General features: G+C 68.2%; 22 protein-coding genes. 11 read left to right on the top strand and 11 right to left on the bottom strand.

Annotation, left to right across the window (positions count from 1 at the left end; translation table 11 throughout):
• Window positions 1-6: 6 nt before the first annotated feature.
• On the bottom strand, window positions 7-1,407 hold the full coding sequence (locus tag AB0F43_RS14700) for an extracellular solute-binding protein (protein WP_360475504.1): 1,401 nt from the start codon (window positions 1,405-1,407) through the stop codon (window positions 7-9).
• Between the two features lie 57 nt (window positions 1,408-1,464).
• Entirely contained in the window at window positions 1,465-2,100 is a 636-nt protein-coding gene (locus tag AB0F43_RS14695) for a TetR/AcrR family transcriptional regulator (RefSeq protein ID WP_360475501.1), read from the bottom strand.
• 38 nt (window positions 2,101-2,138) lie between these two features.
• Between AB0F43_RS14695 and AB0F43_RS14690 the strand changes: the two genes are divergently transcribed.
• Both AB0F43_RS14690 and AB0F43_RS14685 read left to right on the top strand, forming a co-directional pair.
• The gene (locus AB0F43_RS14690) at window positions 2,139-2,738 is read left to right on the top strand and encodes a flavodoxin family protein (RefSeq protein WP_360475497.1); all 600 of its coding nucleotides are present in this window, start codon (window positions 2,139-2,141) and stop codon (window positions 2,736-2,738) included.
• Window positions 2,738-3,058: a multidrug efflux SMR transporter gene (locus AB0F43_RS14685; RefSeq protein ID WP_360475494.1), complete on the top strand. Its 321-nt coding sequence runs from the start codon at window positions 2,738-2,740 to the stop codon at window positions 3,056-3,058. Before AB0F43_RS14690 ends, AB0F43_RS14685 begins: the two co-directional genes overlap by 1 nt.
• A 96-nt stretch (window positions 3,059-3,154) precedes the next feature.
• On the opposite strand, the gene AB0F43_RS14680 is transcribed toward AB0F43_RS14685, so the two are convergent.
• Window positions 3,155-3,841, bottom strand: coding sequence for a nucleotidyltransferase family protein (locus AB0F43_RS14680; protein ID WP_360475491.1), 687 nt, complete (start codon window positions 3,839-3,841; stop codon window positions 3,155-3,157).
• Window positions 3,842-3,985: 144 nt separating this feature from the next.
• On the bottom strand, window positions 3,986-4,633 hold the full coding sequence (locus AB0F43_RS14675; protein WP_360475488.1) for a DUF4245 domain-containing protein: 648 nt from the start codon (window positions 4,631-4,633) through the stop codon (window positions 3,986-3,988).
• 128 nt (window positions 4,634-4,761) lie between these two features.
• Here AB0F43_RS14675 and glpX point away from each other — a divergent pair, with 128 nt between their 5' ends.
• The 3 genes from glpX to AB0F43_RS14660 all read left to right on the top strand — a co-directional run bounded on the left by glpX (window position 4,762) and on the right by AB0F43_RS14660 (window position 7,374).
• Complete coding sequence (glpX, locus tag AB0F43_RS14670) at window positions 4,762-5,796, top strand: class II fructose-bisphosphatase (protein ID WP_360475485.1); 1,035 nt, start codon at window positions 4,762-4,764, stop codon at window positions 5,794-5,796.
• Window positions 5,797-5,956: 160 nt separating this feature from the next.
• Entirely contained in the window at window positions 5,957-6,904 is a 948-nt protein-coding gene (locus AB0F43_RS14665) for a carbohydrate kinase (RefSeq protein ID WP_360475482.1), read from the top strand.
• The gene (locus AB0F43_RS14660) at window positions 6,904-7,374 is read left to right on the top strand and encodes a hypothetical protein (RefSeq protein WP_360475479.1); all 471 of its coding nucleotides are present in this window, start codon (window positions 6,904-6,906) and stop codon (window positions 7,372-7,374) included. The genes AB0F43_RS14665 and AB0F43_RS14660 overlap by 1 nt, the downstream gene beginning before the upstream one ends.
• Before the next feature lie 49 nt (window positions 7,375-7,423).
• Here the strand turns inward: AB0F43_RS14660 and AB0F43_RS14655 are convergent, their stop codons facing one another.
• Window positions 7,424-8,092 (bottom strand): FadR/GntR family transcriptional regulator, encoded by a 669-nt coding sequence (locus AB0F43_RS14655; protein ID WP_360475476.1) that lies wholly within the window; start codon window positions 8,090-8,092, stop codon window positions 7,424-7,426.
• A 185-nt stretch (window positions 8,093-8,277) separates the two neighbouring features.
• Here AB0F43_RS14655 and AB0F43_RS14650 point away from each other — a divergent pair, with 185 nt between their 5' ends.
• Complete coding sequence (locus tag AB0F43_RS14650) at window positions 8,278-9,618, top strand: 2-isopropylmalate synthase (RefSeq protein ID WP_360475473.1); 1,341 nt, start codon at window positions 8,278-8,280, stop codon at window positions 9,616-9,618.
• A 55-nt stretch (window positions 9,619-9,673) separates the two neighbouring features.
• Here the strand turns inward: AB0F43_RS14650 and AB0F43_RS14645 are convergent, their stop codons facing one another.
• Both AB0F43_RS14645 and AB0F43_RS14640 read right to left on the bottom strand, forming a co-directional pair.
• Entirely contained in the window at window positions 9,674-10,009 is a 336-nt protein-coding gene (locus AB0F43_RS14645) for a hypothetical protein (RefSeq protein ID WP_360475470.1), read from the bottom strand.
• 71 nt (window positions 10,010-10,080) lie between these two features.
• A complete protein-coding gene (locus AB0F43_RS14640) occupies window positions 10,081-10,308 on the bottom strand; it encodes a hypothetical protein (protein WP_360475467.1) in 228 nt (75 codons plus the stop codon).
• Between the two features lie 7 nt (window positions 10,309-10,315).
• Here AB0F43_RS14640 and AB0F43_RS14635 point away from each other — a divergent pair, with 7 nt between their 5' ends.
• Together AB0F43_RS14635 and AB0F43_RS14630 are read left to right on the top strand one after the other, a co-directional pair.
• A complete protein-coding gene (locus AB0F43_RS14635; protein WP_360475464.1) occupies window positions 10,316-10,906 on the top strand; it encodes a hypothetical protein in 591 nt (196 codons plus the stop codon).
• A gap of 22 nt (window positions 10,907-10,928) precedes the next feature.
• The gene (locus AB0F43_RS14630) at window positions 10,929-11,438 is read left to right on the top strand and encodes a hypothetical protein (RefSeq protein WP_360475461.1); all 510 of its coding nucleotides are present in this window, start codon (window positions 10,929-10,931) and stop codon (window positions 11,436-11,438) included.
• A gap of 187 nt (window positions 11,439-11,625) precedes the next feature.
• Here AB0F43_RS14630 and AB0F43_RS14625 read toward each other — a convergent pair whose 3' ends face one another.
• Window positions 11,626-12,315: a DUF1707 domain-containing protein gene (locus AB0F43_RS14625; RefSeq protein ID WP_360475458.1), complete on the bottom strand. Its 690-nt coding sequence runs from the start codon at window positions 12,313-12,315 to the stop codon at window positions 11,626-11,628.
• A 97-nt stretch (window positions 12,316-12,412) separates the two neighbouring features.
• Between AB0F43_RS14625 and AB0F43_RS14620 the strand changes: the two genes are divergently transcribed.
• The 3 genes from AB0F43_RS14620 to AB0F43_RS14610 all read left to right on the top strand — a co-directional run bounded on the left by AB0F43_RS14620 (window position 12,413) and on the right by AB0F43_RS14610 (window position 15,090).
• Entirely contained in the window at window positions 12,413-12,721 is a 309-nt protein-coding gene (locus AB0F43_RS14620) for a hypothetical protein (protein ID WP_360475455.1), read from the top strand.
• A 91-nt stretch (window positions 12,722-12,812) separates the two neighbouring features.
• Window positions 12,813-14,477, top strand: a complete 1,665-nt coding sequence (locus AB0F43_RS14615) for a fumarate hydratase (RefSeq protein WP_360475452.1) — start codon at window positions 12,813-12,815, stop codon at window positions 14,475-14,477.
• A 184-nt stretch (window positions 14,478-14,661) separates the two neighbouring features.
• Entirely contained in the window at window positions 14,662-15,090 is a 429-nt protein-coding gene (locus AB0F43_RS14610) for a nitroreductase/quinone reductase family protein (protein ID WP_360475449.1), read from the top strand.
• On the opposite strand, the gene AB0F43_RS14605 is transcribed toward AB0F43_RS14610, so the two are convergent.
• Genes AB0F43_RS14605 through AB0F43_RS14595 form a run of 3 tightly spaced genes read right to left on the bottom strand, consistent with a single transcriptional unit; the run spans window position 15,087 to window position 16,447 of the window.
• Window positions 15,087-15,245: a hypothetical protein gene (locus AB0F43_RS14605; protein WP_360475446.1), complete on the bottom strand. Its 159-nt coding sequence runs from the start codon at window positions 15,243-15,245 to the stop codon at window positions 15,087-15,089. The genes AB0F43_RS14610 and AB0F43_RS14605 overlap by 4 nt on opposite strands.
• A 57-nt stretch (window positions 15,246-15,302) precedes the next feature.
• Window positions 15,303-15,809: an adenylyl-sulfate kinase gene (locus tag AB0F43_RS14600; protein WP_360475443.1), complete on the bottom strand. Its 507-nt coding sequence runs from the start codon at window positions 15,807-15,809 to the stop codon at window positions 15,303-15,305.
• Window positions 15,809-16,447 (bottom strand): DUF402 domain-containing protein, encoded by a 639-nt coding sequence (locus tag AB0F43_RS14595; RefSeq protein WP_360475440.1) that lies wholly within the window; start codon window positions 16,445-16,447, stop codon window positions 15,809-15,811. The genes AB0F43_RS14600 and AB0F43_RS14595 overlap by 1 nt, the downstream gene beginning before the upstream one ends.
• Between the last annotated feature and the right edge of the window lie 5 nt (window positions 16,448-16,452).

Genomic DNA, 16,452 nt, shown 5'->3' with positions numbered 1-16,452 from the left:
CCTCACCTACACTCCGCCGACCAGACCGCGCTGCCGCCACTTGTCGAAGATCGGTTTGATCTGCCGCTCCGCGTCCGCGACCGCCTGCTCCGGGTTCAGCTCGCCACGGGCCGCCTTGGCGAACATGTTCGGGATGATGAATGTCGCGAAGACCTCGCCGATGGCCGTGTTCGCCGGGCCCGGGTGCCCGATGTTCGTGCTCCACTCGATCGCGTTCTTGAGCACGCCCAGCTTGTTCGCCGGCTGCGCGCCGAACGGGTCGCGGTCGAGCCAGCCGTGCAGCTGCGGCACCAGCTTGGGGAACGCCGGCAGGTCGTAGAGCTTCGAGTGGTACGTCGCCGAAGGCCAGTTGGCCGTGTAGTGCAACAAGAACTCCTTCGCCGCGTCGACGTTGCGCGCGTGGCTCGGGACGATCCAGTTGTACATCACGTGCTGAGCGGCGAGGGCCTCCTTCGGCCCCTTCAGCGCCCGGGTGAAATAGATGTCGTCGGCAACTTCGGGGTTGGCTTCCTGGGCGGTGCGCCAGGCCGAGATCGAGTTCAGGATGTACGACATCTGCCCCGCGATCAGGCCCTGGTTGTTCGATGCCGGGTTCCAGGAGAAGACCTCGTTCGTCATCGTGTCCTTGAACAGTCGCTGCATGAACTCCACCGCGGCGACCGTCTCGGGCGAGTTGATCACCACCTCCTCGTCCTCGTTCTGGATCGAGGCGCCGTACGACCACATCAGCGCCCGGCCGGCCATGTTGGAGTCGATCTCCTGGGACATGCCCAGGCCCATCTGGATGTTCTTGGACTTCTTGATCTCGGCACCGCCACGGAGCAGGTCGTCCCAGGAGGTCGGGCCGTCGGGCAACCCGACCGACTCCCACAGGCTCTTGCGGTAGTCACCCGGGTCGGGCACCCACCCCGGTGCGTACGCGTAGTGCTTGCCGGTGGCCGGATTCTGGCTGGACTTGCCGCACAGCTCCAACTGCTCGCCGAACCGGTTGGTCGCCTCCTCGGCGACGTCTTTCAGGTCGACCACGCTCGGCTCGAACTGCGACAACGGCGCGATGTACTGGATCAGGTCATGACCCTGCCGGGCCTGGATCTCGGCCGCGGTCCGGGCCACGATCTCGGTGTTGTTGATGTGGTCGACGGTGACGTTCACGCCGACCTCCTTGCCCCAGTTCTTCGCGAACGGGTCGAACCACTTGTCGTGGCTCGGCACGAAGTGGCTCCAGAGCAGGATCTTCAGGTCACCGGACAGCTTCGACGACGGTGACGCCATGGTCGGGCTCGGCGCCGGGACGGTCGCCTCCGGCACGGCTGCATCATCGCCGGCATCACCACAGGCCGCGGCGGTGGCAGCGACGGCGGTCAGCCACAACAGGCTCCGGCGGGACATACGAGTCGGCTCGTCCATCACGAACCTCCAGCACGAGACTCTTCTCTCCAGCCTGTTCTCGCGAATCCTGTCCAGTCAACTTTTCGAGGGTCCCAAGAGGGTCTCGGTGGCCGAGCGGAGTCCGGTCTTGAGGCGGTTCAGGCCGAAACCCGAGGTGCGCAGGGCGTGGTGGAGGTCGGCCGCGAGCGGCGCCAGGAACAGATGGGCGGTGTATTCGGCGTCCAGGGCGGGGCGGGCCTCTTCGATCAGCAGGGCCAGGTGGCGATGCCAGAGGTGATAGGAGCCAATGCGGTAACGGGCGCCGTCGGAGGCGTTCTCGCTGTCCATGAACAACTCGACGTGACGGTCGAGGAGGTCCAGGTAGGCGTCCAGGAACGCCGCAATGCGGTCGACCGCGGGAGCGCCGGGTCCCAGCGGCGGCGGGCCGGTCAGGATCCTGGCCTGGAGCTCCTGCTCCCGCTCGTCCAGGAGCGCGACCGCCAGGCCGGCCCGGTCACCGAAGCGGCGGAACACCGTGCCCTTGCCGACGCCGGCCTCCGCGGCGATCGCGTCCAGTGACACGTTCTTCACGCCGTGCTGGGTGAACAGGCGGTCCGCCGCTTCCAGCACCCGCAGCCGGTTCCGCCGGGCGTCCGCGCGTTCCGGGCGCGGCTGGCCTACAACCGGAAGACTCTGTTGTGAAGCGGACTGCGGTCCGGTACTGTCGTTCATAAGACGGACTGTAGTCCGCTAAAGACTCTGGAGGAAGTATGAGCAACACGTCCGCCCGGATCGCGATCGCGTATCACTCCGGGTATGGCCACACCGCCAAGCAGGCCGAGGCGGTCGCCGCCGGTGCCTCGTCCGTACCCGGTGCCGTCGCGGAGCTCGTCCCGCTCGACGAGCTGACCGAGGACGTCTGGGACCGGCTCGCCGCCGCGGACGCGATCGTCTTCGGCGCCCCGACGTACATGGGCAGCCCGAGCGCGGTGTTCAAGAAGTTCGCCGAGGAGAGCGTGCGCGCGTGGGCCGACGACCTGGCTTGGCGGGACAAGATCGCCGCCGGGTTCACCAACTCCAAGGCGATGTCCGGCGACAAGCTCAACAGCCTGGTCGACCTCGCCGTGTTCGCCGCGCAGCACGGGATGATCTGGGTCGGCCTGGACCTCTACCCCGGCTGGGCCGAGAGCACCGCGAGTATCGAGGATCTCAACCGGCTCGGTAGCTGGCTCGGCGCGATGGCGCAGTCCGACGCCGACCTGTCCGCGGAGAAGGCGCCGCCGGCAACAGATCTGCGGACCGCCGAGGCGCTCGGCGTCCGGGTCGCGACCGTGACACTGCGGCACCTGCGAGGAGCACTGGCGGCCTGATGGCGTGGTTGGTTCTGCTCGCGGCGGCCGCGTTCGAGATCGCGTTCGCGCTCAGCCTCAAACCGAGCGAGGGATTCAGCCGACTCTGGCCGACCGTCGGCGTCCTGGTCTTCGGCGTCACCTCCGTCGTCCTGCTGGCGAAGACCCTCGATCGCCTTCCGGTCGGTACGGCGTACGCGGTGTGGACCGGCCTCGGGTCGATCGGTGTCGTCACGCTCGGCATCCTGCTGTTCGACGAGCCGATCACCCCCGCCCGGATGGCCTGCATCGCGCTGATCGTCACCGGCGTCGTCGGACTACGCCTGGCGGGCGCCGAGTAGCGGACCGCCAGCCCATCACAATTGGTCGGCTGCGTACGCGCGCCCGCGTGATGCCGCCGGGGAGCTGGATTTGTGATGGCCTGGCGGTCCGCCGAGTCAGGGTGCCGCGCGGTGGCGGCGGTGCGGGGCGGCGCGGGTGGGCAGGGGCGTGGGGTGCGGCGAGTCGTCGAAGGCGCCCGGTGTGAAGGCGCCGCGAGCGGGGCTGTAGCCGGAGACGAGGTTACGGTAGTCGTCCCAGGTCTCGACCCGCAGCGGAACGTTGCCGATGGCATCGACTTGGGTGACCGGGTACTGACCGAGCTCGATCACTTCCCACAGCTCGGCGTCGCTGCGCAGCCGCCGCAGCTCACCGAACAGCTCCCGGCCGAACCAGCACGGGTGCCCGCGACCGTTGTCGTACCGGCTGACGCCGATCGGGGTGGCCGGCCCGGCGACCTCGGCGACCAGCGACCACACCGTAGCCGACGTCACGCCGGGCTGGTCGCCGAGCAGCACCACGATTCCGTCGGTCCGGCGGTCGACCGCATCCAGCGCCGGCACGATCGACGAGCTGCCGGTGTCCGCGTGCGGCGACTCGACCACCCGGACACCGTCGAAGGTGATCCGGTCGCGGATCTGCGCCGACGCCGCGCCGAGCGTCACGACCAGCTGGTCGAAACCACACGCGCGGGCGGTGTCCAGCGCCGCGGCGAGCAGCGTGTCACCGTGGTAGGCCAAGAGTTGCCTGGGTACGCCGAGGTGCGGAGAACCCTCCGCGGCGAGCAAGAGTCCGGTGACGAACATGCTCGCCTCAACCCTTGACCTGGGTGGCCGAAATCACTGCAGGCTCCCTCTGCCGATTTCTCCGAGCACATCAAACGAAGAATCGATGGAACCGCGCGGCTACCCGGCGTGTCAACGACCGTCCGGAACGTGGTCAGGAAATGCTCAGCGCAGCACCGAAGCAAACGCTTCAAGGGCGGGATAGCCGGCATTTCCGACCACGATCGTGGTGACACCCGAACCGACCAGCACCAAGGCGTTCTCACCCTTGCGCTCCTGCAGCACCTTGCGCTGCCAGGTCACGCCCGCGACGTTCGACGTACCGTCGTCGGTGGTCTTGCCGAGTTCCTCGTGCTGGAATTTCTCGCCGGTCACGTTCGATTGTTCCAGGCCGACGTATTTCTTCTCGTTCGTGACAATGCCCAGGTGCCAGGTGATCGGGCTCTGTTCCGGCGTACGGAATTCCACGCTGGTGGCGGTCCAGCCGGCAGGCATCGGGGCCGGGCCGCGGACCCAGGGTGCGACCTTCTTCGCGTCCTCCAGCTGGGCGGTGTACGGGACCGCCTTGATCCGCTCCTCCTTGGGCCGCCAGGTCACGACCATCAGGAACGCGACCACGACGAAACAGGCCAGCAGCGCCCAGACCATGTTCTTCAAGGTGCGCGCCTTGGCCCGGTCCCGGCGGTACTGCTCCCGGTAAGCGATCTCCTCGGCTCGGGCCCGGGCCTTCTCCCGGGCTTTCGCCGCCGCCCGCGCGTCGTCCGTCGCCGCGGGGGCACCGTTGTCGGAAGGGCCCTGACCTGTGGAACTCATGGGAACAGTGTCTCGCGGGGCCGAATCCGCCCGAACACCCAGGTCGTGCCTGGTGATCCCGCGCCGCCGCGCAGTAGGCGGGGGATCACCAGGCACGACCTATCGAGGGTTGGCTACGATCCGTTGGCATGAGTGATCCGAGCACGCCACCTGCCCACCTCGAGGTCGAGGCGGACGCGCCCGACCGGAACCTCGCCCTGGAACTGGTCCGGGTCACCGAGGCCGCGGCGATGGCGGCGGGCCGCTGGGTCGGCCGCGGCGACAAGAACGGCGCCGACGGCGCGGCCGTGAACGCGATGCGCACCCTGATCGGCACGGTCGGGATGAACGGCACGGTGGTGATCGGCGAGGGCGAGAAGGACAACGCCCCGATGCTCTACAACGGCGAGCAGGTCGGCTCCGGCGACGGCCCGGAGTGCGATGTCGCGGTCGACCCGGTCGACGGTACGACGCTCGTCGCGAAAGGCATGAACAACGGCATCGCGGTGATGGCGGTGTCGGCGCGGAACTCGATGTACGACCCGTCCGCGGTGTTCTACATGGAGAAGCTCGTGGTCGGCCCGGAGGCCGCCGACGTGGTCGACATCCGGCTCCCGGTCGCGGAGAACATCCGCCGCGTCGCGAAGGCCAAAGGCTCGACGGTCGACGACGTCACCGTCGTACTGCTGGACCGGCCGCGGCACGAGGACTTGGCGACCCAGATCCGGGCCACCGGCGCGCGGATCAAGTTCATCAGTGACGGTGACGTGGCCGGCGCGGTCGAGGCGGCCCGGCCCGACACCGGTCTGGACATGCTGCTCGGTATCGGCGGTACGCCGGAAGGCATCATCGCGGCCTGTGCGATGAAGTGCCTGGGTGGGCTGATCCAGGGCCGGCTCTGGCCGCGGGACGACGATGAGCGGCAGAAGGCGATCGACGCCGGTCACGACCTCGGCAAGGTGCTGACCACCGACGACCTGGTCAGCGGTGACGACTGCTTCTTCGTCGCCACCGGGATCACCGACGGCGAGCTGCTGCGCGGTGTCCGGTACGGGCGGTCCACCGCGCGGACCCACTCGCTGGTGATGCGGTCGCGCAGCGGCACGATCCGCAGCATCGAGAGTGTGCACCAGCTGGCCAAGCTGCGTGCGTACTCCGCCATCGACTTCGAGCACGCCCGATGAGGGTGCTTTCGGCCGGGCCTCCGGCGCGGCGGGTCATGGGGCTTCTACTCCCGGCCTTCCCTCGTCGCTTCAGTCGCTTCGCTCCCTACGCTCCTCAGTCCAGGCCGGGAGGCCGCATGACCGGGCTCCCTACAGTCTTCAGTCCAGGCCGGGAGGCCCCGTGACCGTGCCCGTCCTCGTCGTCGGCGAGGCTCTCGTGGACATCGTCAGCACCGTCCAGAAGACCAACCGCAACGGCAACGGGAAACCGAAGGCGACCCCGGGCGGCTCGCCTGCCAATGTCGCGGTCGGCTTGGCGCGGCTGGGCGTACCGACCCAGCTCGTCACGCGTTTCGGCACGGACGCGTACGGCGACCAGCTCGGGGCGCACCTGTTCGGGAACGGGGTCCAGCTCGCGCCCGGCTCGGTGGATCCGGGGTTCCGGACCAGTACGGCGACCGCGACGCTCGACGCGGCCGGGGTCGCGTCGTACCAGTTCGACATCACCTGGGAGCCGCCGGCGCTCTCGCTGACGCGGGGTTGCCCGGCGATCCACACCGGCTCGATCGCGACCGTCCTGGAGCCAGGGGCGAAGGCGATCCACGCCTTCCTCAAGTCGATGACCGAGCAGCCGGTCACGGTGACGCTGGACCCGAACGCGCGGCCGACGATCACGCCCGATCCGGTGTCGACGTGGGCCGCCGTACGTGAACTGGCCGCGTTGTCCGACCTGGTGAAGCTGAGCGACGAGGACTGTGAGTTCCTGCGGCCCGGGCAGTCCGTGGACGAGATCGCGGCGGAGTTGCTGACCGTCGACCGGACCCGGTGCGTGGTGATCACCCGCGGCGGGGACGGCGCGATCGGGATCACCAGGGACGCGCGCGTCGAGGTGACCGCGCCGGCGATCGAGGTGGTCGACACCGTCGGCGCGGGTGACTCGTTCATGGCGGCGTTGATCGCGGGCCTGCACGCGCGCGGCTTGCTGGGTGCGACCCGGCTGGAAGGGCTGACGTCCGCGGACCTGCGAGAGGTCGTGGATTACGCGGTGAAGGCCGCCGCGATCACGTGCACGCGGCACGGCGCCGACCCGCCGACGGCCTCCGAACACGTCGCGACCTGGGGTGCTTGATGTCGGCTGACACCTGGACCGCCGAGCTCGAGCGCAAGGGCAGCGTCGTGTTCCCGCCGCGGCGCGGGCGGCTGGCGATCCGGCTGAGCGGGTTCGCCCTGCTGATGGTGATGTCGGCGTGGACAAATCTCGACCATCTGCGCAACGACGACATCTCCGGGACTCTCGGCGTACTGCGCCTCACCGCGCTGGCCGCGTTCGTGTACGGCACCGGCCTCACCCTGTGGCAGCTGGTCACGAACCGGCCGGTGGTCACCGTCGACGCGGAAGGCATCACGCGTGGCCGCAGCCTGCGGTGGTCCGGCATCACCAGCATCGACGACCCGACCGGCTTGCCGGGCATCCGGACCGTGCAGATCCGCCCGGCGGATCGTCGTACCCGGCCGTTGAGCATCCCGCAGGACAACGTGTCGGACCTGGATGCGTTGACGACTTGGCTGCGCTCACTGCACAACCGGCACCGGTCTTAGGCCGTGTCTGGCAATTCCCCGCCTACTGCGCGGAATTACCAGACACGACCTAGGACACAATGCTGCGGACTGCGCTGAGGTGTTCTCTCGCGCGGGCCGCGGCGAGCTCGGGTTCGCGGTCCCGGATCGCGTCGGCGATCGCCTCGTGCGCCGCCTGGTCGTGGCGGTGCCGGTGGACGTGGTCGAGCTTCAGCATGTCCAGCATGGCCCGGCGGATCCGCGGCACGAAGGTGTCGAAGAGCTCGGTCAGTAGGGCGTTGTGCGCGGCCGTGATCACAGCCCGGTGGAACGCCAGGTCGGCCTCGACGTACCAGTCGTCCGGTGACTTCTCGGACGCCTTCTTCCGGTCCGCCAGCGTGTAGCGGAAAGTCCTCAAGTCGGCCGGCGTACGACGTGTCGCCGCCAGCCGGGCCGCCTCCGTCTCGATCGCGAGCCGTCCCTCCAGGACCTCGGTGATGTCGGCCTTGCGGAGGACCTGGTCCCAGTCCTCGGCGGCCTGGTACGCGATGACGAACACCCCGGAGCCCTGCCGGCTCTCGAGCACCCGGCGGCCGGCCAGCTCTCTGACCGCCTCGCGGATCGTCGACCGGCCGACGCCCAGTTGCGCGGCCAGGTTGGTCTCGCCGGGCAGCTTCTGGCCGAGCTGCCACTCCCCGCTGCCGATCCGGCGGAGCAGTTCCTCGGCCGCCTGCTCGGCGAGTGGGTGACGGCGGATCATGGGCACAGTCTAGGGCTGCCGAAGTTCTCAGCTTGTCTGAGGAGTTGGTTTCGGGTTAGCGTGATCCGCATGTCCTGGAGCCTCCTCCTTCTTGGCCGCCACGGCGGGAGCTGATTCGACCGGCACCCCACCGTGGAGTGCTGTCGCCTGCCGGTCTCTCAGACGCGAGCCGAAGGAAGAGATCGATGGACTGGAACCGCCAGCAGCCCTCCCCCATGCCCAGCCACCGCTACCGCGACATCTTCGCGAAGGTGCCGGTCGCCGCGGTCGACCGCGAATGGCCGGACCGCCGGATCGACACCGCACCGCTGTGGGTGCCGGTCGACCTCCGCGATGGCAACCAGGCGCTGGCCGACCCGATGGACCCGCTGCGCAAGCGCCGGTTCTTCGAGCTGATGGTTGCCATGGGCTACAAAGAGATCGAGGTCGGCTACCCGTCGGCCTCGCAGACCGACTACGACTTCGTCCGGCTGCTGGCCACGTCGGACCTGGTCCCGCCGGACGTCACGATCGTGGTGTTCACCCCGGCCCGGCCCGAGTTGATCGAGCGGACGATCGAGTCCGTCGCCGGGATGCGTTCGCCGGTCGTGGTGCACATGTACGCCGCCACCGCTCCGGTGTGGCGCGACGTCGTACTGCGTCGTACCCGAGACGAACTGGCGTCACTGATCTACGCCGGCTCGGAACGGATCCTGCGGCTGGCCGGGGACTCGGTGCGGTTCCAGTTCTCGCCGGAGGTGTTCAACCTGACCGAGCCGGATTTCGTGCTGGAGTTGAGCGATCAGCTGACCAAGCAGTGGGATGCGACGCCCGAGCGGCCGGTGATCCTCAACCTGCCGGCGACGGTCGAGGCCGCCACGCCGAACGTGTACGCCGACCAGATCGAGTACATGCACAAGAACCTCCCGCGCCGTGACGGCGTCATTTTGTCCGTCCACCCGCACAACGACCGTGGCACGGGCATCGCCTGCGCGGAACTAGCCGTACTTGCCGGTGCGCAGCGGGTCGAGGGCTGCATCTTCGGCAACGGCGAACGGACCGGCAACGTCGACATCGCCACCCTCGCCCTGAACCTGCACGCGCAGGGCGTCGATCCGATGATCGACTTCTCGAACATCGACGAGATTCGCCGGGTGGTCGAGGAGTGCACCCGGATGCCGATCCATCCACGGCACCCGTACGTCGGGGACCTCGTCTACACGGCGTTCTCCGGGACACATCAGGACGCGATCCGGAAGGGATTCGCCCGGCGGACGGCCGACGACGAGTTCTGGGAGGTCCCTTACCTGCCGATCGATCCGGCCGATGTAGGTCGCGGGTACGAGGCCGTCGTACGAGTGAACAGCCAGTCCGGGAAGGGTGGGATCGCGCATGTGCTGGAGGCGTCGTACGGCGTGCGTCTCACGGCCGCCCAGGAGGTCGAGTTCGCGCGGCACGTGCAGCAGCACACGGATGCGACCGGCCGGGAGGCGACCGCGGTGGAGCTGAAGGAGCTGTACGAGGAGGTCTTCGGGTGCTCGAACTGAAGGACGTCGGCTTCGTCCGGGACACGTGACCGAAACTTCTGCCACCCCATCAACATCACCCGAAACGCCGACCGCTGGACCGCCACCGCCCGACCAGGTAACCCACCCCGCTGATCACACCGAGCCCGGCGCAGATCCCGGCGACAGTCAGCCCGAACACCGCATCTGAGCGAGCAGCCTCGACAGCCCAGACACTCCGGCCATCCGCCGGGCGGGCGACGACGTACTCGATGGGTACGACGTCGCCGGCCCGGAGGAAGCGGTCGCCGGGATCCCTGGCGGTCTCGATCAAGTAGTCGACTCCGCCAACGGTGTAACGCACGATCACCGTGCCGGATCCCTTGTCGAACCAACCTGGCTCACGTTCCGCGAACACAGTCCCGTCTGCCACGGCCGTCGGCTCCGACCGCGGCCGCGACTCCTGCAACGAGTGCCCACCATCCGCCCCGATCAACACGGCCATCATCGCCAAGAACAACACCAACGACAGCCGGCGAACACCGCGTCGGAGACAGACCCACCGGCCACCATGCCGACCAGCGCCCCGATGCCCGCCCCCATGCCGGCGAACAACCCCATCGCGGCGACCACACCCACCGAGAACAGCGACGAGCCCGAGTCCGCCAACTCATAGGCCGCCGCCGGCCCGCGGACGAACACCCAACCGAGCAACGCCCGCACCCGCCCCATAAACCAAGTGTCACCGGTGCTGGGGGACTTGTCCTGCATTACAGTGATCCTGCTCCGGGGGGAGTCCAGAGCTGGGGGTCACATGGCGGTCATGGGGGAAGAGCAACCGGAAGTCTGGACGGCCGAACTCCAACGGTCCGGCCGAGTGCTGTTTCCGGTACGGCGACGTCCGGTGCTGATCCGGTCGGTCCTGTTTGGCATCGTGTTCGGGGCAAACCTTGCGGACTCGCTGATCGACGACCTGAACGCGGGTGGGGCGCGACGCGTCATGACTCTGCTCGGCCTCGCAGTGGTTCTCATGATCGTTGGCCTCTGCTTCTGGCAAGTGACCACCCGGCGCCCGATCCTGATCGTCGACCGCGAAGGCATCCGCCTCGGTCGGAAACGCTTCATGCCGTGGACCGACGTAGGCACCATCGGCATCCCCACCGGCCCGAAGTTCTTCATGAACGTCCCCGTGCTGCCAGCCAACGTCTGGGCCAAGGAACTCCGACTCTCGCAGGACAACGTGAAGGACATCCCAGCCTTCGCCCACTGGCTGGAAGACGTCCTGAAGGAGCAACGCCGCCTGACAACACCACCGGGTCAGCAGCCATGAGGGTTGAGGGATTCCTGTGGTGATGGGGGAGGCTTCGGCGATCACCTGGGCGGACGAGTTACGTCGTACTGGAAGAGTGGTCTTCACGCAACGGCCGCGGGCTGTGCTGTCGGGACTCTTGCGGATGTGGGTGCCGTACGCCTTTGCCCAGTGGTTGTCGTCGTCCGGCAGGTTAGGCGACGACGGGCCGTGGATTGTCGTCCTGGTTGTCGTCTTGTGTGTGACGATCACCTGCTGGTACGGCTTGGAGCTTGTCATCCGCCGCCCTGTGCTGACGGTGAGTCAGCAGGGGGTCCAAGTCCGGCGCAGATTCCTGACGTGGGCAGAAGTGGGCGCCATCGGGATTCCGCGCGGGTTCAAGGCCTACTGGTCTCTCCCCATCATCCCGAGAGATACGCGGGGCAAGGACTTGGTTGTCAACTACACGACTGTGAAGAACATCCCGGCGCTTGCCCGCTGGCTCGAGGACGTATCCCGGGAGCACCGGGAGAACGAGCGGGCCCGTGGGAGAACATCCGATGGCGGCGGCTAGCGTCGCCGCAGTCGGAGGGCTCGGGCGACTCGCGCCGGCAGCGGGAGTGGTCGCGCGGCGGCGGAGCCGGCCTCGCAGGCTTGCTGGGCTGCGGCGTAGGCCTCGGTGGCACCGGGGTCTTGCCTGCGGCTGTGGCGGAGCCCACAGCATGTGGCTGACGCTGTGAGGTTTCTACGTGACCGTGGGATCAACTGAGGCCGAGGCGTTTGGACAGGCGGGGGCCTCGTTTGATTTTGATTTCGGCGAGGATGGCGGTGCCGCGGATGTGGAAGGTGGTGGGGCGGGTGGTTGGGGTGTTGGGGTCGGCGGAGCCGGACTGCTGTTCGGACACGGAGCCGAGGATGGGGTTGCTGTCCAGGTGGACGATCGCGTTCTGGGGGACGCGGATCTTCACGTCGGCCAGGATCGACTTCACCTCGAGGTAGACCTCGTCGTACGGGAGCTGCGCCTCGGTGTAGTCCAGCGTCACGTCGCCCAGGACGGCATTGACTTCCTGGCGCTGCGGGACGAGCCAGTTGCCGGTGCGCTTGGTCTCCGACATGAACGCGTTGATCACCGGGCCGGACTCGACCATGGCGCCCGAGTACTGCGGGCTGACGGCCGGCGCACCGGGAATCCTCGGGCCGTTCGGAAGGTCGGCGGTGAGCTGGACGAGTTCGCCGTACGTCTTGGACGCGTACAGGGTCTCGAGTCGCTCCTCGAGCTCACCGTACGACAACCGCCCCTCGCCGGCGGCCTCGCGCAGTACGTCGGCGACCTCCTCGCGCTCAAGGTCCGACACGCGTCGTCGCAACGCCAGCTCGTCACCGGTCGGCGGCGCCGGCGTGGGCACAGCGTCCTGCGGTCGGTTGTCCTGGGGAACCTCATCCTGAGCCACGACAAAACCTTACGCGTCGACAGGTGTCGGGCGAGACGGGTTTCCTCCCCGATTCAACCCTGAGCGGATCCCTGATCCATGGCTCATACTGTCCGCCATGGATTGGCCCCGCGAACGCACAGGACGGATCTTGGCCGCCGCCTACCTGGCCGGTTTCGTCGCGACCCTGATCGGCATCGTCTGGACACTGATCACTCAGTGGACCGGCGGCAGCGGGCCGCAAATGGTCGTCGGCGGTGTGTTCTTCGCCGCCGGCCTGCTGGCCCTCTTCGCGGTGGCCTTCGCCCTCCGCGACCGGGGCGCGGCGGAATCGCGGGAGAGCGCCTGGCGGAAGACCGAGCGTGTCTGGCATCGGCTGGCTCTCGGACGTGAACTGCGCGCGGCGGTGCAGCTGCTCAGAGGATGAGGCGTACGACGGAACGCCGGGGTCCGGACGTGAGCGTCGGTGGCTCGATCTAGGCTTGGGGGCTCAGACCACTTGTGATGGAGGTACGCCGGTGTCCGCCGACTTCACCTACTCCGACCTGTTGCCGCTCGGTGCCGACGAGACGGAGTACCGACTGCTGACGACCGAGGGCGTGAGCACGTTCACGGCGGGCGACCGGACGTTCCTGCAGGTGCAGCCGGAGGTGCTGCAGGCGCTGACCGCGGAGGCGATGCACGACATCTCGCACTACCTGCGGACCGCGCACCTCGCCCAACTGCGCCGCATCATCGACGACCCGGCGGCGTCCGGCAACGACCGGTTCGTCGCGCTCGACCTGCTGAAGAACGCGAACATCTCGGCCGGCGGCGTGCTGCCGATGTGCCAGGACACCGGTACGGCGATCGTGATGGGCAAGAAGTCCGAGGGCGTGCTGACCGGCGCGGTCGACGAAGAGTGGATCAGCCGCGGCGTGTACGACGCCTACACCAAGCTGAATCTGCGGTACTCGCAGATGGCGCCGCTGACCATGTGGGACGAGAAGAACACCGGCTCCAACCTCCCGGCCCAGATCGAGCTGTACTCCACCCCGGGGACCGCGGACCCGGCGTACAAGTTCCTCTTCATGGCCAAGGGCGGCGGCTCGGCGAACAAGTCGTTCCTGTTCCAGGAGACCAAGGCGGTGCTCAACCCGGACGGGATGATGCGCTTCCTGGACGAGAAGATCCGCTCCCTCGGTACGGCGGCCTGCCCGCCGTACCACCTCGCGGTCGTGGTCGGCGGCACCTCCGCGGAGTACGCGCTGAAGACCGCGAAGTACGCCTCCGCGCACTACCTCGATTCGCTGCCGACCTCCGGGTCGCCGCTCGGGCACGGGTTCCGCGACCTCGAACTCGAGGAGAAGGTCTTCGAGCTGACCCAGCAGTTCGGCATCGGCGCGCAGTTCGGCGGCAAGTACTTCTGCCACGACGTCCGCGTGATCCGGCTGCCGCGGCACGGCGCGTCCTGCCCGGTCGCGATCGCGGTCTCGTGCTCGGCCGACCGGCAGGCGCTGGCGAAGATCACGCCGGAGGGTGTGTTCCTGGAGCAGCTCGAGCGCGACCCGGCCCGGTTCCTGCCGGACACCACCGACGAGCACCTGGCCGACGACACCGAGGTGGTCCGCATCGACCTCAACCGGCCGATGAGCGAGATCCGGGCCGAGCTGTCGAAGTTGCCGGTGAAGACCCGGCTGTCGCTGAGTGGTCCGCTGGTCGTGGCCCGGGACATCGCGCACGCCAAGATCAAGGAGCGGCTGGACGCCGGCGAGCCGATGCCGCAGTACCTGCGCGACCACGCGGTGTACTACGCGGGCCCGGCCAAGACGCCCGAGGGCTACGCGTCGGGGTCCTTCGGGCCGACGACCGCGGGGCGGATGGACGCGTACGTCGACCAGTTCCAGGCGGCCGGTGGATCGTTCGTGATGCTTGCCAAGGGCAACCGGTCGGCGAAGGTGACGCAGGCGTGCAAGGAGCACGGCGGGTTCTACCTGGGCTCGATCGGCGGGCCGGCGGCGCGGCTGGCGCAGGACTGCATCAAGTCGGTCGACGTGATCGAGTACGCCGAGCTGGGTATGGAAGCGGTCTGGAAGATCGAGGTCGAGGACTTCCCGGCGTTCGTGGTCGTCGATGACAAGGGCAACGACTTCTTCACCGACACCGCAAAGCCGGTCCCGCTGACTGTCCGCCCCCGCAGCTGAAACAAGCAGAGGCGCTGAGGGGGCACCGCAAAGCCGGTCCCGCTCACCGTCCGCCCCCGCAGCTGACGCATGCGTAGGCGCTGAGGAGGCGGCACCACCAGGCCCCCGCAGCTGGAGCCGTTTGTGGTGGGTGTCTTGACGGCGTGCGGTCGGCGCAGGAACCTCTGGGGAGGGGGTGGTGGTGATGAGCCGGCGGACGATGCGGATCGGGAACCGGATCGGGGTGTGGATGTATCGCACCCTGGACGGGCGGCTGGCGAGCGGTAGCAAGGACGTGCACGTGCTGATGCTGACCACGCCCGGCCGCCGGACCGGCGTACCGCACTCGACCTGCGTGCGGTTCCTGGAGCGCCCCGACGGCCTGCTGGTGTGGGGAACCGGCTCGGGCTCCCGGCAGGATCCGGACTGGTTTCGCAACCTCCGTGCGGTCGAGACGACCGACGTCCAGGTCGGCGCGAAGCACCAGACCATGCGCCCGCGCGAGCTGACCGGCCAGGAACGTCAGACCGTCTGGACCGACGTGATCCTGGGCGAGGATCCGCGCATCGGGCGCTTCGCGACCAAAGCCAAACGCACCATCCCGGTAGCCGTGCTGGAACCCGTGGAGAACTAGCCGGCCTTGACGTCTACTGGCTCAGGCAGCTTGAGGAGAAGCGTCTTCGCGGCCTGGACGACGTCGGCCTCGTTGTGGCCGAACGCCTGCAGGTACGACCCCAGGGCGGATCGCAGTAGTCGCAGCTCCTCAGGTTGCAGTTCGATCGTATACATGTTTCCACGGTAAGACGGATCCCGGCAGGAGCAACCCCTCGTGATCCACCCGTTGTCTCACGCCGGCCAGCCGGCCGTGACCAGGATGTCTGCGGCGACCTCCTCCGGTGTGCGGTCGTTGGTGACGGTGAAGTCCTGAATCGGCTGATGCGTGGCAGCCTGAGCCAGCGCGGTCGCCAAGTCCCACTCCGGTCCGCGCGTGGTCCGGGTGCGCTCCGCGATCACGTCCGCCGGGGTGAACAGCCGGACCAGCTGTACGTCGCACTCCGCCAACGACTCGGTGTACGCCGCCCGCAGTTCCGGCGACTCCACATGACCACTCACGACCATGAACTGAGCACCCGCCTCGCGGTACGTCGTCCAGACCGCGGCCAGGTTGCGGACCCGGAGCCGATCGTGAAAGCGCAGCCCTGAAGCGGGCTGTGCCGGGCCGAACTGGGAGATCGCGTCCAGGTCGAGCAGGCCGGTCGGGTGCCGGCCGGACGTGAGCAGGCGACCGATGGCTTGGGCGATGGTGGTCTTCCCTACGCCGTCGCCACCGGTGAGCAGAAGAGCTTGCGGCATCAGCTGTGGAGTTCCTCGGCGATCAGGGTTGGCTGGTGGGTGGTTGGGGCGGTCGGCAGGCGCCAGCTGGGCGGCGGGCTCCAGGATTTCCAGCCGTCGGAGAACGGCGGTCCCCACGCCTCGATCTCGCGCACCGCGGCCTGAGCGTCGGCAACGATGCCGGCGGCCTCGTCGGCGGTGAAGCGACCAGCCGTCACCGCACCTTCCAGCTCGTCCTCGTCTTTCCACTCGATCGTGCGATCCGGCCGGATCCACAGATCGAGGACATGATCGACGGTGCTGGTACGCCGGCCCGTGACGTCCCGCACATGCGGCGCCTCGAGGTTCACGTACCACCCGCGGAACGTGCCGTCGTCCGCCCAGAAGTGCCAGACCGACCACGGCTTGCCCGGCGGCAGCACCTTCAGGATCCCGGTACCGCGCCAGACGTCGAGCTTCAGCACCCGCTCCTCGGTGAACATCGCGACCGGACCGGCGTACCTGGTCTCTCGGCCGTCGGTGAGCACCGGCTTGATCAGCGGCGTACCGGGCGCGAGCCAGGCGACCAGCCCGTCGGAGTCGTCACGCACCACGGTCATCGGCCGGACGTTTGGTTTGTCCTCGTGCCGGCCGGTCCCCTGGTACACCCACTCGATCACCGTTC

The sequence above is a fragment of the Kribbella sp. NPDC023972 genome (genome assembly GCF_040639075.1).
In the GTDB taxonomy this organism is placed as follows: domain Bacteria; phylum Actinomycetota; class Actinomycetes; order Propionibacteriales; family Kribbellaceae; genus Kribbella.
This window is presented reverse-complemented; position numbering and strand designations above follow the sequence as displayed.

Bases quoted from the DNA above. Each gene is read 5' to 3' on its own strand.
- AB0F43_RS14600 (WP_360475443.1), bottom strand. From the start codon at position 15,809: ATGCCGCAAGCTCTTCTGCTCACCGGTGGCGACGGCGTAGGGAAGACC.
- AB0F43_RS14680 (WP_360475491.1), bottom strand. From the start codon at position 3,841: ATGTTCGTCACCGGACTCTTGCTCGCCGCGGAGGGTTCTCCGCACCTC.
- AB0F43_RS14605 (WP_360475446.1), bottom strand. From the start codon at position 15,245: ATGTATACGATCGAACTGCAACCTGAGGAGCTGCGACTACTGCGATCC.
- AB0F43_RS14630 (WP_360475461.1), top strand. From the start codon at position 10,929: ATGGGGGAGGCTTCGGCGATCACCTGGGCGGACGAGTTACGTCGTACT.
- AB0F43_RS14700 (WP_360475504.1), bottom strand. From the start codon at position 1,407: ATGGACGAGCCGACTCGTATGTCCCGCCGGAGCCTGTTGTGGCTGACC.
- AB0F43_RS14675 (WP_360475488.1), bottom strand. From the start codon at position 4,633: ATGAGTTCCACAGGTCAGGGCCCTTCCGACAACGGTGCCCCCGCGGCG.
- AB0F43_RS14695 (WP_360475501.1), bottom strand. From the start codon at position 2,100: ATGAACGACAGTACCGGACCGCAGTCCGCTTCACAACAGAGTCTTCCG.
- AB0F43_RS14640 (WP_360475467.1), bottom strand. From the start codon at position 10,308: ATGGGGCGGGTGCGGGCGTTGCTCGGTTGGGTGTTCGTCCGCGGGCCG.
- AB0F43_RS14610 (WP_360475449.1), top strand. From the start codon at position 14,662: ATGAGCCGGCGGACGATGCGGATCGGGAACCGGATCGGGGTGTGGATG.
- AB0F43_RS14685 (WP_360475494.1), top strand. From the start codon at position 2,738: ATGGCGTGGTTGGTTCTGCTCGCGGCGGCCGCGTTCGAGATCGCGTTC.
- AB0F43_RS14620 (WP_360475455.1), top strand. From the start codon at position 12,413: ATGGATTGGCCCCGCGAACGCACAGGACGGATCTTGGCCGCCGCCTAC.
- AB0F43_RS14690 (WP_360475497.1), top strand. From the start codon at position 2,139: ATGAGCAACACGTCCGCCCGGATCGCGATCGCGTATCACTCCGGGTAT.
- AB0F43_RS14655 (WP_360475476.1), bottom strand. From the start codon at position 8,092: ATGATCCGCCGTCACCCACTCGCCGAGCAGGCGGCCGAGGAACTGCTC.
- AB0F43_RS14660 (WP_360475479.1), top strand. From the start codon at position 6,904: ATGTCGGCTGACACCTGGACCGCCGAGCTCGAGCGCAAGGGCAGCGTC.
- glpX (WP_360475485.1), top strand. From the start codon at position 4,762: ATGAGTGATCCGAGCACGCCACCTGCCCACCTCGAGGTCGAGGCGGAC.
- AB0F43_RS14650 (WP_360475473.1), top strand. From the start codon at position 8,278: ATGGACTGGAACCGCCAGCAGCCCTCCCCCATGCCCAGCCACCGCTAC.